At 51.2% G+C, this 15,555-nt stretch carries 16 protein-coding genes; 5 read left to right on the top strand and 11 right to left on the bottom strand.

Annotated elements, in window-relative coordinates; translation table 11 throughout:
- Positions 1-35: 35 nt before the first annotated feature.
- Together secD and EZV72_RS10430 are read right to left on the bottom strand one after the other, a co-directional pair.
- Complete coding sequence (secD, locus tag EZV72_RS10435; protein ID WP_137167200.1) at positions 36-2,555, bottom strand: protein translocase subunit SecD; 2,520 nt, start codon at positions 2,553-2,555, stop codon at positions 36-38.
- Between the two features lie 53 nt (positions 2,556-2,608).
- Positions 2,609-2,986: a hypothetical protein gene (locus EZV72_RS10430; RefSeq protein ID WP_137167199.1), complete on the bottom strand. Its 378-nt coding sequence runs from the start codon at positions 2,984-2,986 to the stop codon at positions 2,609-2,611.
- Between the two features lie 150 nt (positions 2,987-3,136).
- On the opposite strand from EZV72_RS10430, the gene EZV72_RS10425 reads away from it, so the two are divergent.
- Positions 3,137-3,388, top strand: coding sequence for a hypothetical protein (locus EZV72_RS10425; RefSeq protein WP_137167198.1), 252 nt, complete (start codon positions 3,137-3,139; stop codon positions 3,386-3,388).
- Between the two features lie 16 nt (positions 3,389-3,404).
- Here the strand turns inward: EZV72_RS10425 and EZV72_RS10420 are convergent, their stop codons facing one another.
- Positions 3,405-4,049 (bottom strand): hypothetical protein, encoded by a 645-nt coding sequence (locus EZV72_RS10420; RefSeq protein ID WP_137167197.1) that lies wholly within the window; start codon positions 4,047-4,049, stop codon positions 3,405-3,407.
- Positions 4,050-4,150: 101 nt separating this feature from the next.
- Here EZV72_RS10420 and EZV72_RS10415 point away from each other — a divergent pair, with 101 nt between their 5' ends.
- The gene (locus tag EZV72_RS10415; protein ID WP_137167196.1) at positions 4,151-5,014 is read left to right on the top strand and encodes a LysR family transcriptional regulator; all 864 of its coding nucleotides are present in this window, start codon (positions 4,151-4,153) and stop codon (positions 5,012-5,014) included.
- A 33-nt stretch (positions 5,015-5,047) separates the two neighbouring features.
- Here the strand turns inward: EZV72_RS10415 and EZV72_RS10410 are convergent, their stop codons facing one another.
- From EZV72_RS10410 to EZV72_RS10385, 6 genes are all read right to left on the bottom strand, one after another.
- Complete coding sequence (locus EZV72_RS10410; protein ID WP_137167195.1) at positions 5,048-6,277, bottom strand: MFS transporter; 1,230 nt, start codon at positions 6,275-6,277, stop codon at positions 5,048-5,050.
- A gap of 369 nt (positions 6,278-6,646) precedes the next feature.
- On the bottom strand, positions 6,647-7,273 hold the full coding sequence (locus EZV72_RS10405) for a protein-methionine-sulfoxide reductase heme-binding subunit MsrQ (protein ID WP_137167194.1): 627 nt from the start codon (positions 7,271-7,273) through the stop codon (positions 6,647-6,649).
- A 16-nt stretch (positions 7,274-7,289) separates the two neighbouring features.
- A complete protein-coding gene (msrP, locus tag EZV72_RS10400; RefSeq protein WP_137167193.1) occupies positions 7,290-8,294 on the bottom strand; it encodes a protein-methionine-sulfoxide reductase catalytic subunit MsrP in 1,005 nt (334 codons plus the stop codon).
- 120 nt (positions 8,295-8,414) lie between these two features.
- Complete coding sequence (locus EZV72_RS10395) at positions 8,415-9,734, bottom strand: anti-phage deoxyguanosine triphosphatase (RefSeq protein WP_137167192.1); 1,320 nt, start codon at positions 9,732-9,734, stop codon at positions 8,415-8,417.
- Positions 9,735-9,754: 20 nt separating this feature from the next.
- Entirely contained in the window at positions 9,755-10,375 is a 621-nt protein-coding gene (gene yfbR, locus EZV72_RS10390) for a 5'-deoxynucleotidase (protein WP_137167191.1), read from the bottom strand.
- Between the two features lie 6 nt (positions 10,376-10,381).
- Positions 10,382-11,599: a pyridoxal phosphate-dependent aminotransferase gene (locus tag EZV72_RS10385; RefSeq protein WP_137167190.1), complete on the bottom strand. Its 1,218-nt coding sequence runs from the start codon at positions 11,597-11,599 to the stop codon at positions 10,382-10,384.
- Between the two features lie 328 nt (positions 11,600-11,927).
- Between EZV72_RS10385 and EZV72_RS10380 the strand changes: the two genes are divergently transcribed.
- Both EZV72_RS10380 and EZV72_RS10375 read left to right on the top strand, forming a co-directional pair.
- The gene (locus EZV72_RS10380; RefSeq protein ID WP_137167189.1) at positions 11,928-12,722 is read left to right on the top strand and encodes a DUF2189 domain-containing protein; all 795 of its coding nucleotides are present in this window, start codon (positions 11,928-11,930) and stop codon (positions 12,720-12,722) included.
- Positions 12,723-13,082: 360 nt separating this feature from the next.
- A complete protein-coding gene (locus EZV72_RS10375) occupies positions 13,083-13,409 on the top strand; it encodes a DUF3718 domain-containing protein (RefSeq protein ID WP_137167188.1) in 327 nt (108 codons plus the stop codon).
- 64 nt (positions 13,410-13,473) lie between these two features.
- Here EZV72_RS10375 and EZV72_RS10370 read toward each other — a convergent pair whose 3' ends face one another.
- Together EZV72_RS10370 and EZV72_RS10365 are read right to left on the bottom strand one after the other, a co-directional pair.
- Positions 13,474-13,878: an OsmC family protein gene (locus tag EZV72_RS10370; protein WP_137167187.1), complete on the bottom strand. Its 405-nt coding sequence runs from the start codon at positions 13,876-13,878 to the stop codon at positions 13,474-13,476.
- Between the two features lie 9 nt (positions 13,879-13,887).
- Positions 13,888-14,730 carry a CvfB family protein gene (locus EZV72_RS10365; RefSeq protein ID WP_137167186.1) on the bottom strand — a complete coding sequence of 281 codons (843 nt, stop codon included), beginning with the start codon at positions 14,728-14,730 and terminating at the stop codon, positions 13,888-13,890.
- Positions 14,731-14,798: 68 nt separating this feature from the next.
- On the opposite strand from EZV72_RS10365, the gene EZV72_RS10360 reads away from it, so the two are divergent.
- Positions 14,799-15,530, top strand: coding sequence for a 5-oxoprolinase subunit PxpA (locus EZV72_RS10360; RefSeq protein WP_137167185.1), 732 nt, complete (start codon positions 14,799-14,801; stop codon positions 15,528-15,530).
- The last annotated feature ends 25 nt before the right edge of the window (positions 15,531-15,555 follow it).

Below are 15,555 nucleotides of genomic sequence, written 5' to 3'. Positions count from 1 at the left end.
TAATATTGCGATAAACGTTCGTATTTACAGGATTGTCACGGGATGTCAGCCAGCGATGCCTTTATTTCCTGCGATGTGGGTCTGAGCTGAGCGATGCCCTGGCGCTCCCTGCGGTCGGCCAGATATCCCAGAATATTTGCCGCAATGAACAAGGTAGACGAGGTACCTGCAATCACCGCAAAGATCATTGGCAAGGCAAAGCTGGCCACGGCATCCCCGCCGGCTATCCCCATGGGAAGCAGGGCCAGCAAGGTAGTCAGTGAGGTAAATAGCGTCCGGGTCAGGGTGGCATTGATGGCCTGATTAATAGTCAGGGTCACATCAGCCCCAGGGGTAAGCCTGAACAGCTCCCGGATACGGTCAAATACCACCACTTTATCGTTGACCGAGTAACCTATCAGGGCCAGCAGGGCGGCTACCGCAGTGAGATTAAACTCAATCCCGGTGAGGGCAAAAAAGCCGATGGTTTTGGTAAGATCCAGAATAATCGTCAGTATGGCGGCCAGTGCAAAGTGACGCTCAAACCGGAACCACAAATAAACCAGCATACCGGCACCCGCAATGAGTAAGGCAAGTGTCGACAAATCAGCAAAGTCACCGCTGACCTTCGGCCCGACCGCATCCACTTTTAAAAACTCCACATCCGGATTGGCCGTGCGCAAGGCCTGCTTGAGCGACTCCAGGTTTTGCATGGCGTTAGCCCCTTGCTGACCTTCTGCGGCTCGCAGCAGGAAGTGATTGCCATCACCGTATTGCTGAATGTTGACATCGCTGTGACCGGTGTTGCCAAGCGCGGTACGCATGGCACTGGCATCCACGCCCGGACTGTTCACTTCAATCATGGTCCCGCCGGTAAAATCAACCCCGTAATGCAGGCCGGGATACCAGAATAACCCGATTGAAGAGAGTGTTAACACCACTGATATTACCAGCGCCCGAAGCCTGGCACCCATAAAATTAAACTGCCGGTTTTGCCACCATGTGGCAAACTTCTGGGCGCCGAAGGTAAGAGCCTGACGCTCCTTGCCGGCAATTGCCCACTGCATCATCATGCGAGTAACGGCCACCGCGGTAAACATGGAGGTGAGCAGACCGATAGCAATGGTGACAGCAAAGCCTTTAATCGGCCCGCTACCAAACATAAATAACAGGCTCACGGCAATCAGGGTGGTCAGATTGGAGTCCAGGATGGTGGCGTAGGCTTTATCAAAACCGGCTTTCAGGGCACCTCCGGCCGGGCGGCCTTTAAGCGACTCTTCGCGGATCCGCTCGTTGATCAGTATATTGGCATCCACTGCCATACCAATGGTCAGAATAATACCGGCAATACCCGGCAGGGTCAGCGTGGCGCCAAACAGGCTTAATAAGCCAAAGACCAGACCAATATTGATGCTAAGCCCGACACACGCAATCAGCCCCCAGCGGCCATACAAAGTGGCCATAAAGCCCAGTACCAGTAAGGCCCCGGCAATACCGGTGGTAATTCCCATTTTAATCGCGTCACTGCCCTGATCCGGACCCACGGTTCGTTCTTCTATTACCGAAAGTGGCATCGGCAGTGCGCCGGTCCGCAGCATCAGGGCGGTATCCCGGGTTTCGGTGGGCGTGAACTGACCGGTAATTTCGCCTCGTCCGCCAGGGATCACACTCTGAATAACCGGCGCGGTGACAATTTTACCATCCAGGACCACTGCCAGGGCGCGTCCGATATTGTCCCGGGTCATGTCGGCAAATTGTGCCGCGCCGCTGTTATCCAGCCGGAATGTCACAATCGGCTGGCCAGTTTGCTGACTGTAGGATGCCTGGGCATCCACAATATGCTCACCCTCCAGTGCAATCTGCTGTTCAAGGCGCATGGCATTGCCGTGATTGTCTTTTAGCATGAAGGTGTGGCTGAGCTGATCGGCTTTGGCCTGCCAGTGAAAGCTCATTTTTGCGGTGGTCCCCAGCAGATTCTTAATATGCGAGGGATCACTGACTCCCGGCATCTGCACCAGCACCGCATCATCGCCCTGACGGGTAATACTGGGCTCGGTCAGACCGGTTTCGTTAAGCCGTTTTCGCACCACTTCCAGGCTGCGGTCTATGGCGTCTTTGAGTAACGCCTGCTGATAGGTGGCAGACAGCGAGGCGGTAAGGTGATTATCGCTGGCACTTATATCAAGCGCGGCTGTTCCCTGACTGTTCTGACTAATCTGGCTGGCCAGAAAACGAGCCTTATCTGTCTGGTCGGCCTGCACAATAGAGATTCGGGCAGTATTTGCAGCGCCGTGATAACGGGTATCAGTGCTATAGCGGATATGCGCTTTTCGCAGCGCGCTCAGCCAGTTTTTGTAGGCATCATCAAAATGCCGCTGATACAGCTCGTCAGTGTCGGCCTGTAGTAAAAGGTGAGAACCACCCTGAAGGTCAAGACCCAGCGCCAGCACATTGTGGGTGTACCAGTTGGGGAGTTTACTGGCAAGATTGGCAGGCAGTATGTTTGGTGCCGCGCTGAGAAGTCCCAGCAGCACAACGAGCACATACGCAAAAGCTCGTAATGAAAAACGCTTCATTTCGATATTCCATAAATCATGTTTGAGTGTGCAGGCATAACGCCTGACGTGTATTAGCGGAAAATCAACAAAGCGGGTGGGGCGCGAGGCTCAGGGCGCAGGCGGGCAGTGGCAGACAGGCTGCCAGAACGTTGTAGCTCCTTGCACCACAACACAAACAGGCTGAATCCGGACCGGAATAGTCCAGGCAGGATGGCCGGGTCCTGATCTGCACCGGATAAGGATTCGGGTAATACCAGTCTGGACCGGTTTTCACTGACCCCGCCACTGTACGCCCATGCCAGACTGGATACCGGACGCTGGTCGGTATAGCCGGTGGCAGTGTGACTGGCAGAATGGCCGGCAGCAAAAAGCAGCACCCACAGCGCTGCCACCATCCCGCTACGGGATGCTATTTTCAGCAGTGGATAAAACGGGTGCACAGTCATCATTCAGGCCAGATCGTCAACCAGAGTATTATGAGGGCAAGGCGGGTAAATATAAACAGAGGTTCAGCGTATGGCCGGCTGTTTTGGACGAAATCATGACAGGGACGTATGATATGGGCGGCTTGAATCTATCGGCGACAACCCAGGAGAAGTATGGCAAAACCCAACAAAAAAGGGCCGGTGAAAACGGTGCAGATTTCCTGTCAGCAGTGTAAGGCCCCTATTTTTAAATACCGCAAAGGCGGCAAGGGAGCGCTGGTGAAGTGCTTTATTGAGCGTATTGTTGAAGATTACACCCATACGCCTTGCCACTGCCCAGGCTGCGGGCAAGCATTTGCCAGACAAACCATGATTCGCGGAACACCGGCCTTAAAGATGATTGGTGGTAAAGTTCACATGAAATAGTCAGTTTCTGAGGTAGTCACTGTGAGACACGAAAGTCTTTTGTTTCCATATATACCACATCACTACCACCACAATCGCTGAATTGTTCTGCATCGGTTCTGGCATCGTTTAGGGCCATACAGGCTGACAAAGTCTGCGTATTCCGGGTAAGAGATAATGTGGCGATGGCATCAAATGAAGGTGCAGGCTGTATCCGGTGAATAACAAACTTATCCGATAAATGGGTAACAGTATCAAACTTATTCTTATCAACCGGATTCTGGCGTAGCAAATGGCGATATACCGGTCTGATAAAGCGTATGGTAGTGCGCTTTGTCGGCTTGCCACCTCGCTCAAAGTGCCCTTGGTAAATGGTGGCATTGATAGAAAATGACTGTCCGTCAATGAGTTTTTGCAGGTCAAAATGGGCCGGCAGTAACGTATTTAATCCTGCTGCCAGATCAGAAAAAGCGGCTGAATCTTCCGGCGCTATCTGATACAGAATCTGCCAGTTATGAGGCGGGTTGTATAAAGCCATATGATAGGCATACCAGGTACCGGCATTGCCCTGAATAATAGCCATACCATGGCTGCCATGATAATCCGGTCGAGCATGAATACGCGGTGACAGTAAGGTAAAAAGGAGTGGCAAAACAACGATAAAAAAACGTCGGGCGGGCATGAAACAGTACCTTTTGTATAAAACTACCAGTCAGACTATTGCTTGCTATGTTTCCTATAAAGCGATAAAAAGTCACCTTTCGTTTCTTAAATGGAATTGCTGTGGAGATTGAAGATCTTCGTAAAGTACTGTTGATTTGTCATAGTACCAGTATTCAGCGTAGTGCCAGTACGCTGAATATGACGCCAGGGGCGTTATCCAAAACGTTAAAACGCGTAGAGAACAGCCTTGGGGTCACTTTATTTAATCGGGTAAATAACACCCTTCAGGTGAATGAAAATGGCCGCATGTTTATCCGTTTTGCTACCGGGCTGGTGGCTGACTTTGATCAATTTGCTGCGCTGTTTACCCCACATAAACCGCAACACTGTATTGTCACCGGGCCAGCTATCATCACAGACTATTGGATGAATACAATAGTGGCTGCTGATAGTCAGCAGCAGTGCAGTTTTACTATCCGGCAGGCATTTGAGGGAGAGGCGGTTAACCGGCTTCAAAATGACTTTACCCATTTCGCGCTGGTCACCGCTGAAGCGGAAGCGCAGATGCCGGCTGAATGTGTCAGTATCAGGCTTGGCGAGTGTCGCTTCCGGCTGGCTGTTGACGCAAAGGTGGCGCGGTTAGCCGGTGATGATCTCAGCGTATTAACGAGTAAGCCCTTTGTGACCCCTGCTACATCTGTCTTTTGTGGCCGTGAACGGGGACGGGGATCAGATGGCTGGCCGGATATGACCCATCCCAGACAGATTCGCTTTCGCGCTGATACCTGTCAGGCTATCGTCAAGCTGGTAAAGCAGCAGCAGGCGGTGGCGTTCTTGCCAGATTATGTTATTGAGGCAGAACAGCTTGCCGGATTTGATATACCGGGGATTGAACAGCACGAAGAGTTATATGCGCTGTGGCGCCCCGGTCTGGCAGGAGGCTGGCTGCATCAACTGGCAGCCAGCCTGGCAGAACTTGGCTAGCGGCGATATCCGCGAGCCATAGCCAAAGAAGTGTTAGCCCGAGACCGTAGCATTTTGCAGGCGGCTGCTGCGTTGTGACATCACAATCGCCAGCCATACCAGAACACCACCACCGGCCAGTGCCAGTCCAACCCAGCCGGTTGAGGCATAACCATAGCCGGCTGACAGCGTCATTCCGGCCAGCCACGGGCCCAGCGCATTAGCGGTGTTAAAAGCAGCGTGATTCATGGCACCTGCCAGCGTCTGTGCATCTCCGGCAACATCCATCAAACGGGTTTGCAGTGGCACTACCATACCGCCACCAATACCGATAAAGAACAGTGACACAGCCATCAGGTACGGATTGCCCATCGACGCGGCGTATGCTGCGGCCGATACGCCCAGTAATATCTGAAATACAATCGCCGAGGTCAGCAGGCGACCTTCAGAGTAGCGGCCGGCAATAATGTTGCCCAGCGTAACACCCACGCCATAAATCAGTAAGGTCACCGATACGCCCCATTCGGGCATTGAGGTGGTGTTCAGATACGAGGCGCTGAAGTAAGAGTACACCGAGAACATACCACCAAAACCAATGGCGCCCATCAGCAATACCAGTAGCACGTCTTTGTTTTTCAGTGCTTTTAGCTCGGTCAGTGGCTTGGCATCCGGATTAGGACCACGGTACGGCGCGGTTTTCCACACCATGAGGGCGGTGACCAGGGCAAAAGCAGAAATCATGAAAAAGCCGGTTCTCCAGCCAAATATCTGCCCGATACCACTAATCGACGGCACACCGATAATATTGGCAATCGCTAAACCCAGAATCACATTACTGACCGCCTGGGCCCGTTTGTTCTTACCGGCGATATCGGCAGCAAAAAGCATGGCAATACCAAAGTAAGCGCCATGGGGCAGGCCGGCAATAAAGCGCGCGATATTCATTGTCCATTCTGACCAGGCCAGCGCGGTAAGCAGGTTGCCGCCTGCGTAAAATACCATCATCGAAATCAGCATGGTACGGCGTGCCAGCCGGGAAAAGAAAATAGTGATAAGCGGGGCACCTACGACCACGCCTATGGCATAGGCACTGATAGCGTGCCCTGCGACATTTTCGGTAATCCCAAAATCGTCAGCAAAATAGGGTAACAGGCCCATTGCCGCAAATTCGCTGCAACCTATTACAAAGGTTCCGAATGCCAGCCAGAAAGTAATGGTGGCCAGTGAATATTCACCGGTCGCCTGAGTCTGGTCAGCAGTAATGTTGTCAGTCTGATTCGCCATAAACTACCTTATGTTCTTTCAGTTTTTACCATTCAGTCACCCGGTAGCCGTTTTAGCCTGGGAGACTGGCAACATGCCCGATCACATCTTCCCGGCCAGACTGTCTGTCTGCCGGCTGGATATATTCAGGGTAATGCTTTACGTGCTCGTGAGAAAAAGGATCGTAGCATTATCGAACAGGCAAAGTAACGGTAACTGGTATGGTTTCCCACACATTTCAACGACTTGAATGTAGTGTTTTTGTTAATTAATAACACTGAGCTGAGTACGCTGAAATGCTTAAACCCGGACAGAGCAAGCTAAGGTTGTTGTTTTTGCTGTACAAAAAACAGCCGGCCTGCGCTGTGCAGCGCCGGCGGCTGTTAACATTCAGCGGGGGCGGCGATGCGGCCGGAATTTATCTTTGCGCAGGAGAAGAATCACTATGGCGATAGCCCAGTAAATTAACGGCTCGGCCAACAGCACTTTTTGCGACCAGCTGTAGTGCAGTAAAGCCAGCCCAGCACACAAATAAATCAGGTTGTGCAGCTTTTGCCAGCGCCGGCCCATCCGGCGGCGTATGGAATTGGGTGAGGTGACCGACAGCGCGGCTAAAATAAGTAGGGCGGCAAAACCAACCGTAATATAGGGACGCTTGATAATCTCACTGCCAATCAGCGGCCAGTTCAGCTGCAATTCAAACAAAATATAAGTGGTAAGATGCGCCAGTGCATACACAAACACATACAGACCCAGCAGGCGGCGGTATTTCATTAAATCGGCACAGGGCAGATGTTTTGCAGCCGGAGACACCAGTAAGGTAATCAACAGCAGGTGAATGGCGTTCAGGCCGGTAAAGTTCAGCAGCGCCTGGACAGGATCCGCACCAAGCTGATCGGACAGACCCAGTTGAAACTGAAAAGCCAGCAGCCCCAGCAATAACAGATGAACCAGGGATTTGCCAACCAGTATCTGAGGCCGGGTCAGACGCGCCGGCCGGGACAACAATCGCTTCATAAAATACTACTATGGGTTAGAAAAATTTACGCAGATCCATGCCATCATACAGTGATGCCACTTCGCTGTATCCATTGAACAGTTGGGTATCAATCCGGTTGCGGGACAACAGACCGCCGCCGGCAATGCGCCGCTCACTGGCCTGGCTCCAGCGGGGATGGTCCACCTGCGGATTGACGTTGGCATAAAATCCATATTCATTAGCCGCCAGCCGGTTCCAGGTAGTGGGAGGTTCTTTGTCTGTCAGCGTAATACGCACCACAGACTTGATGCTTTTAAAACCATATTTCCACGGCACCACCAGACGTATCGGCGCGCCGTTTTGCGGGGGCAGGGTTTTCCCGTACAGGCCCACGGCCATCAGGGTCAGCGGATGCATCGCCTCATCCAGACGCAACCCTTCGACATACGGATAATCAATACCGCCGCCGGTAAAGCGACTGCGCTGTCCGCGCATTTCATCGGGGCGCTCAAGTGTTTCAAACGCTACATATCTGGCGCCGGACAGCGGTCGGGCCTGTTTAATCAGCTCGCCGAGTTCAAACCCTACCCAGGGGATAACCATCGACCAGGCCTCTACACAGCGCATACGGTAAATACGTTCATGCATGGTAAAGCGGGAGGTGAGGGCATCATGGTCCAGCGTAAACGGTTTTTCTACCATGCCATCAACCGACAGACTCCACGGGTTGGTTGTCAGCGCCGAGGCATATTCGGCCGGATCTTCTTTACCGGTGCCAAATTCATAAAAATTATTGAATCCGGTCACTTTATCGTAAGGCGTTTTTTTCTCGCTGGTGGAATAGTCACTGCCGGGGACAAAATCCAGCGGCTGTGCGTTAAATGCAGGCTTGTCGTCATCACTGTCAAACCAGCCAATGGCACTGGCTTTACCGGCCAGCAGAGAGCCGGCGCCGGCAAACCCCAGCGATTTAATAATGCGGCGACGCTGCCGGTAAATGCGTTCGTCTGTTACATCATTGTCTGTCAGCTTTACTGACGGCGTAAACCGTTTGCTCATAGCAGGTCCTGTGGTACGAAATGATTTAAGATTCCTACGCATAAGACCTTTGATAGTGCAGATAAATTTCACCGGATGACAAAATCTTCATCTGCACAAAGGCGGTGAAACCGGATCTGGTCAGCTACCGGGAACAAACAATGTGGTATACAGACGGGCCGCAAACTCATCGGTCATACCGGAGATATAATCGGCAATGATCCGCGGTCCCTGACCGGCCTGTTCAGCCACTTGCCAGCGTTTGCGGGTGTTGTCCGGAAATAATCGCGCCGGGTCACAGGACAGGGCTTCAAACAGCTCCATCACCATCTGCTGACCTTTAAACTCCAGCCGCTGCACTTCGGTGCGGCGAATGACGTGGTGATAAACAAAGCCTTTAAACAGTTCCAGCGCCTGATGGTAGGCATCAGGCAAACAAGCCTGGTGGGCCAGCAGCGGGTGGGAAAATACATCGTTGCGCACAATTTCAATGGCAGTGATAAAGCAGTTAACCAGTGCACCAATTGCATTTTTACGCTCATGGTGATGCTCACTGAACAGGCGCAGGGTCAGGGATTCTGCCTGCTCTGCCAGCCAGGGAACCTGGCACTGCTGTAACGGCTGCATCAGTCCTTTTTCAAATACCGGCTGGGTGATCATGCCCATGACAATGGCATCTTCCAGATCATGAATGCCATAGGCAATATCGTCAGCCAGCTCCATGATGCTGCAATCAAAAGACTTGTGCCGGGTTTTACCGTGGCGGTCCTCAAACCGGTCAAACGCCATGAAGGTGTTCTTATCGGCATCGCTTAACGGCGCCAGTAACCAGTCCACCAGATAGGCATCACAGTTAAACAGACCTTTAGGCGGATGCCAGTCACCAGCCTTTACTTGTCTGAATGAGGAAGAAGTGTGCCCGTGACAGGCCGGATTAGTCAGGGTATCGATAAAGTTGGGATATTTGACCAGACCCAGAATACTGCGCCGGCACAGGTTCATGCCATGCTCGGCAGTGTAGGGCTCCAGCTGGGTAATTATGCGAAATGTCTGGCCGTTACCCTCAAAACCGCCATGTTCGTGCATCATATAATGCAGGGCAATTTCACCGCCATGACCAAAGGGCGGATGGCCAATATCATGGGCCAGGCACAAGGCTTCAATCAGGCTGGCATCCAGATCAACGGTGGCGGTGGTTTCCGGGTATTTAGCGTGGAGCTGGGCGGTAATGCCGGTGCCAATTTGCGCTGCTTCCAGTGAGTGGGTCAGCCGGGTGCGGTAAAAGTCACTCTGACCCACTCCCAGCACCTGGGTTTTGGCCTGCAGGCGACGAAAAGCAGCAGAATGCAGAACCCGGGCTTTGTCTCGCTGGTAAGCACTGCGATGGTCACCATCACGGGTCTGCATGCGTGGCAGCCGGCGTTCCAGCCAGCTGTCGTGATCAGATAATGAAGTCGGCATAACGCATATCCTGGCTATTGCTACGAAGAACCGGTCGGGCTGTCGAATTCATCCTGGGTAATTTCATCCAGGCTAAGAGAAAAGCTGGGCACATAACGACTGATAAAGTAATCCACTTCTTCAGAGTGGTAGTTTTTAAGAATTTTGTCCAGCCGCTTTTTGGCCAGGGTAAACTCCTTATTGCCTGCTGACAGCTCTTCCATGGTTTTAAGGTAAGCACACAACACATCGGCCGCCTTCACCAGAAACGCTTCTTCGTCGGAATGCTGCTGGCCGTCTATCAACGCGGCGTAATCAGCCCGCAGCGCCTCAGGAGCCATATCAATCAGCTTCTGCTCGGCGATCTTTTCAATCTTTTTATATTCCGCGGCAATGGCCTGGTTAAAATATTTGACCGGGGTGGGCAGATCGCCGGTCAGCACTTCAGACACATCATGAAACATGGCAAGGGTGGCAACCCGGTCAGGGTTCACCTGCCCACCAAAAAATTTGTTTTTTATCAGTGCCAGAGCATGCGCCACCATCGCAACCTGCAGACTGTGTTCCTGCACGTTTTCGGTTCTGACATTGTGCATCAGCGGCCAGCGATTGATGAGTTTCATTCTGGCCAGATGGGCAAAAAAATGGCTCTTATCCGTCATCCGGTTTTATACCTGGCGATATGAGTTAAAGAAATCACCAATCCGCTTGATGGCGGGACGCAGAACATCGGCATGAGGCAGAAATACCAGCCGGAAATAAATGCCGTCCTGCAGGTTAAAGGCTTTGCCGTGAACCAGCAAAATCTTTTCACTGCTCAGCAAATCAAAAATCATCTGTTCGTCGTTGGTAATATTAAACTTAGCGGCATCAACCCGGGCAAAACAGTACATGGCGCCCATCGGTTTAACACACTCAATGCCGTCAATCTCATTGAGTAGCGACCAGGCTACATCGCGCTGTACTTTCAACCGGCCGCCTTCGGCCACCAGTTCGTTAATGCTCTGATAACCCCCCAGCGCGGTCTGGATGGCGGTCTGGCAGGGCACATTGGCGCACATCCGCATGCTCGACAAAATATTAAGCCCTTCTATATAGTCAGAAGCAATACGTTTGTTGCCGCTGACAACCAGCCAGCCAGCCCGGAATCCGGCCACCCGGTAGTTTTTCGACAAGCCGCTGAGCGTCACTACAAATACGTCATCCGCCAGCGAGGCAATACAGGTATGCTGTGCCTGGTCATACAAAATCTTATCGTAGATTTCATCAGAAAAGATAACCAGACCATGCTGACGGGCAACTTCCACCACGTCCATCAGCAATTCTTTACTGTAAACCGCGCCGGTGGGGTTATTGGGATTTATCAGCACAATGGCCCGGGTCCGGCTGGTGATCTTGCTTTTTATATCGTCAATATCCGGAAACCAGCCTGCCTGTTCATCACAGCGATAGTGTACCGGCGTCCCGGATGACAGACTGACCGCGGCAGTCCATAAAGGATAATCCGGCGACGGAATCAGTACTTCATCACCGGTGTTCAGTAAGGCCTGCATCGACATCATGATCATTTCACTGACCCCGTTGCCGATATACACATCATTAATGCGCAGGTCCTTGACGTTTTTTTGCTGGTAGTACTGCATCACCGCTACCCGGGCACCGTAAATGCCGGTCGAGTCGGAATAGCCCTGGGAGGTGGGCAGGTTGTAAATGACGTCTTTGAGAATATCGTCCGGGGCATCAAAACCAAAAGGGGCAGGGTTACCAATGTTCAGCTTTAGAATCCGATGGCCTTCGTCTTCCATTTTGCGCGCCTGGGCGGCAATCGGGCCACGAATGTCATAACAAACATTATCTAATTTATGTGAACGAGCTACTGGTTTCATAATCCTGTCTTGTTGGTTGTCTGGCCTGCCAGATTATCGCAATCGCCGGCGCCTTGCGAGGTGTTATTCAGGCTTTACAGCGAAAATTTTATACCATTTGACTAATTTACTGGTGTGCTTGCCTGAGTGCGAAATCATGTTTGCTTTTAGAGGGTTAGCAGTGACTGCTTTTTGAACTGCAAGATTTCCAGTGCTGACCACTCTTAATTTGTTGTCATGCAGGGGGGAACAGGGTTGTTAAATTGGCCCGGTGTTCTAGTTTTATAGTAACGACTGTGTAGCCAACAGGCTGCCGGTTTTCGAAACGTTCGACATAGCGAGACACCCCATGTCACACTCATTCAAGGAAACGCCCCATAACGCGATTACAGACAGTGGTATTGCCAGGGTCATTCCGTGTAAAGAACTGGATTATGGCGATCCGGTAAAATGGTTAGCGCTGGCAGCAAACGACATGAAGCGCGCGCCTGTGCATACCCTTTTATATGGCTGTGTTTTTGCCCTGATTCCCTGGTCTATTACTTATCTGGTAAATCTGACCGGCTGGCATCTGATTATCATGCCGGCTATCGTCTGCTTTATGCTGATTGGACCGTTTCTGGCGGCAGGCCTGTATGATGTGAGCTGGGAGTTGGAAAAAGGCCATAAGCCCACCTTGCTACATTCTCTAAAAGCCATGAAGCGAAATGCGGTCAATGGCTGGGGCTTTGGCATGGTACTGCTTATCATGATGATTTTCTGGCTTCGGGTGGCCTCGTTAATTCATGCCCTGTACCCGCCATATCTGGATGACACCTTGTCAGATTTGTGGCCGTTTTTATTACTGGGAACCGGCATCGGCATCGTGTTTTCTGTTTTGCTGCTGTTTATCAGTGCGTTTACCCAGCCCATACTGATGGAACGTAAAGTCGACCTGGCTACCGCACTGCTGACCAGTGTGAACGCGGTATGGATGAACAAAATCCCGATGCTGATCTGGTCAGGCATCATTTTTTCTACCGTGGCTTTAGGGTTTGTTACCGGATTCTTTGGATTTATCGTGCTGATGCCACTTATCGGCTATGCATCCTGGCATGCATATATCGACACAATAGAAACAAAACGCCACCGAAATTTTGTTTAAATCGTAGTTTTATTACATCATTTTGTGATGGAGTGATGCCATAAACAACAATATTTAAACTATTTTTTGTAAAACTTTCAGCTTTTGACCAAAAAAAGGCCGTCGGTGACGGTCTTTTTTAATACTAAATAGTTATAAATGTCAGACTAAAGTATATTAAAAAGCTTATGTTGAAACATTAAATTCTTTATTATCAACAGCTTACAAATGTAAAGAAACGCCTCATTAATTATTTACTCGCCTGTTACTGACTTACAACAATAAACCAACAGCATTATTTTTCAGTTTAGTGCATAAATATAATGCGTTTTGACTTTGAGACGCAGTTAAGTTCGCCAAAACTTATTGAGGATAATGACGATGAAAGCACTAACAAAAACCTTTGCTACTGTATGTGGTGTAATTGCTCTGGCTGGCCAGGCGCACGCTGCACAACCTGAAAAAGATATTCGCTTTGTAGGCGACACCCAGTTTTCTGGTTTCTGTAAAGCCATTGTACAGGATGATGTTCGCATCCTGCGTTCTGCGGTTGCCCGTAATGTCGGTCGCATTGGCACCAGCCAGCGTGAAGTGATTCGCCTGGTTACCGCTGAGAACGGCTTAACCTGTAATGGTACCAGCCTGATTGACTTTTCAGTTGAGCGTCATGCCAGTGACGTCCATGATTTTCTGGTAGCACGTAGCTAATCGTGCTGGCAGGTAACGCCCGGGCAGCTTATCTGATGGCTGCCCGGCGATACCCCCGGTCAGATTAGTCCGGTGTATTTTCCAGCGTGTAGCTGGTCGTAATATCCACATTGCCTTTGAGCATCAGCATGACTGAGCAGTATTTCTGCGCAGACAATTCCACGGCGCGGGCAACCGCTTTTTCTGATAAACCTTTGCCTTTTACCACATAATGGGCATGGATAGCGGTAAAGACTTTGGGCGCTGAATCGGCCCGCTCAGCATTTAATTCACACTCACAGTGCGTAACCTCATTGCGGCCTTTTTTCAGAATATCCACCACATCAATGCTGGAGCAGGATCCAACCGCCAGCAGCACCGATTCCATCGGTGATACGGCATCGCCATTACCGTCCATTACGGTTTTGTAACCACTTTCGGTGACACCGGTAAAGGTCAGATCGCGATCCCACACTACATTTGCTTTCATATTGGCCTCTTACTTGGTTACCAGGCGTACCGCCTGTTTGTCGATGACTATTTTACGTTGTTTGTACAGCGCACCCAGCGCTTTCTTGTAAGCCGCCTTGCTAACACTAAAGCGCGCATAAATTTCGTCGGGCTGACTTTTGTCGGTCAGTGTGGAAAATCCACCATGCGCTTCAAGATCATCAATAATGGCTTCTTCCAGTGTTCGGCGACCCACTTTGTCGACCCGTTGCAGGGCTATATCCAGTTTGCCATCTTCACGCACATTTTTAATCACAGCGTCGAGCTTTTCGCCAATACGCAGCGGTTTAAATGCATCAAAATGAAAAATTAAACCGGCATAGACTTCATTGACGACCACTTTGTAGCCCAGCTCTGTTTTGCTGTACACGATGCACTCAACCTGAGTGCCTGGTTCCAGACCGGTCTCTTTGTCGCGCAAAAAATAGTGCAGCTTGGTGGCGCCCAGTACCCGGCTGGTTTTTTCGTCATAAAAGGCATGCACCACATAATGCATCCCGGGGTTAACCGGCTGTTCCTGGTATTGGGCCGGCACCAGCAAGTCTTTTTCCAGCCCCCAGTCGAAAAACGCACCAAAATCGGTGGCATTCACTGCTCTTAAAACCCGGGTTTCGCCAATTTGTATCAGTGGCGTCTGGGCAAAGGCTATCAGCGCACCGGCATTATCGGTGGTGACAAAAGCCTCCAGCGTGTCGCCTACCTTCAGATCGGCGGGGGCAGAGGTGCTTGCCAGTGTGACGGTGGTATCGTCATCACCGGTTGCAGTGAGTTGAAATCCAAAGGGAAATTCGGCAGCTACCTGGAGCTGATTTGTTTTACCAACCTGTATCATTGAACCTGACTGTCAGAGAAATTACAGGTAGTATGATACAGCACTAACGCAGCAAGAGCGAAACAACTATGTGGTTAAATTGCGATTTAGGCGAGAGTTACGGCAGCTGGAAAATGCCGGTGGAAGAGTCGGTGATGCGTGTCATCGACCAGGCCAACATTGCCTGTGGGTTTCATGCCGGTGATCCGGTCACGCTGCAACAGGCATTACGCCTGGCTGTTGCACACCGGGTACAGATTGGTGCGCATCCGGCATACCCTGATCTGCAGGGATTCGGGCGTCGCAGCATGCAATTATCAGAAAGCGAGCTTATCGGTTGTATTCAATATCAGGTCAGCGCCCTGCAAGGATTGGCAACGCTGGCCGGTGGTCAGCTTACCTATGTAAAACCCCACGGCGCCCTTTACAATGACATGATGAAAAGCGCGGTATTGAGAGGGCAGGTTTTTCGGGCCGTGGCTCAGTTCAGCAATCCTTCACTAGCCCTGATGATTCAGGCCCATCCTGACCATGCTGTCTTTCAGGCCGAAGCCGATGCGCTGGGTCTGTCGCTTTATTTTGAAGCATTTGCCGACCGGCGTTATACCGATGAAGGCTGGCTGACACCGCGCAGCCAGAGTAACGCGGTACTTAACCATGACGAGGCCGTCACGCAGGCCAGACAAATCATTGAACAGGGCACGATCACCACCGAGCATGGGCAAATTCTGACTTTTCCGGTTGACTCACTATGCGTGCACGGTGACAGCCCGGGCGCGGTAGAGATGGCAACCCATATTCGTCAGCTACTGGCACGGTAAACTTAACACTTTAGGAGGAACACGC

This window comes from Salinimonas lutimaris (assembly GCF_005222225.1).
Taxonomy (GTDB): domain Bacteria; phylum Pseudomonadota; class Gammaproteobacteria; order Enterobacterales; family Alteromonadaceae; genus Alteromonas; species Alteromonas lutimaris.
This window is presented reverse-complemented; position numbering and strand designations above follow the sequence as displayed.

Coding starts and splice junctions, on each gene's coding strand:
- secD (WP_137167200.1), bottom strand. CDS start 2,555: ATGAAGCGTTTTTCATTACGAGCTTTTGCGTATGTGCTCGTTGTGCTG.
- EZV72_RS10430 (WP_137167199.1), bottom strand. CDS start 2,986: ATGATGACTGTGCACCCGTTTTATCCACTGCTGAAAATAGCATCCCGT.
- EZV72_RS10425 (WP_137167198.1), top strand. CDS start 3,137: ATGGCAAAACCCAACAAAAAAGGGCCGGTGAAAACGGTGCAGATTTCC.
- EZV72_RS10420 (WP_137167197.1), bottom strand. CDS start 4,049: ATGCCCGCCCGACGTTTTTTTATCGTTGTTTTGCCACTCCTTTTTACC.
- EZV72_RS10410 (WP_137167195.1), bottom strand. CDS start 6,277: ATGGCGAATCAGACTGACAACATTACTGCTGACCAGACTCAGGCGACC.
- EZV72_RS10405 (WP_137167194.1), bottom strand. CDS start 7,273: ATGAAGCGATTGTTGTCCCGGCCGGCGCGTCTGACCCGGCCTCAGATA.
- msrP (WP_137167193.1), bottom strand. CDS start 8,294: ATGAGCAAACGGTTTACGCCGTCAGTAAAGCTGACAGACAATGATGTA.
- EZV72_RS10395 (WP_137167192.1), bottom strand. CDS start 9,734: ATGCCGACTTCATTATCTGATCACGACAGCTGGCTGGAACGCCGGCTG.
- yfbR (WP_137167191.1), bottom strand. CDS start 10,375: ATGACGGATAAGAGCCATTTTTTTGCCCATCTGGCCAGAATGAAACTC.
- EZV72_RS10385 (WP_137167190.1), bottom strand. CDS start 11,599: ATGAAACCAGTAGCTCGTTCACATAAATTAGATAATGTTTGTTATGAC.
- EZV72_RS10380 (WP_137167189.1), top strand. CDS start 11,928: ATGTCACACTCATTCAAGGAAACGCCCCATAACGCGATTACAGACAGT.
- EZV72_RS10375 (WP_137167188.1), top strand. CDS start 13,083: ATGAAAGCACTAACAAAAACCTTTGCTACTGTATGTGGTGTAATTGCT.
- EZV72_RS10370 (WP_137167187.1), bottom strand. CDS start 13,878: ATGAAAGCAAATGTAGTGTGGGATCGCGATCTGACCTTTACCGGTGTC.
- EZV72_RS10365 (WP_137167186.1), bottom strand. CDS start 14,730: ATGATACAGGTTGGTAAAACAAATCAGCTCCAGGTAGCTGCCGAATTT.
- EZV72_RS10360 (WP_137167185.1), top strand. CDS start 14,799: ATGTGGTTAAATTGCGATTTAGGCGAGAGTTACGGCAGCTGGAAAATG.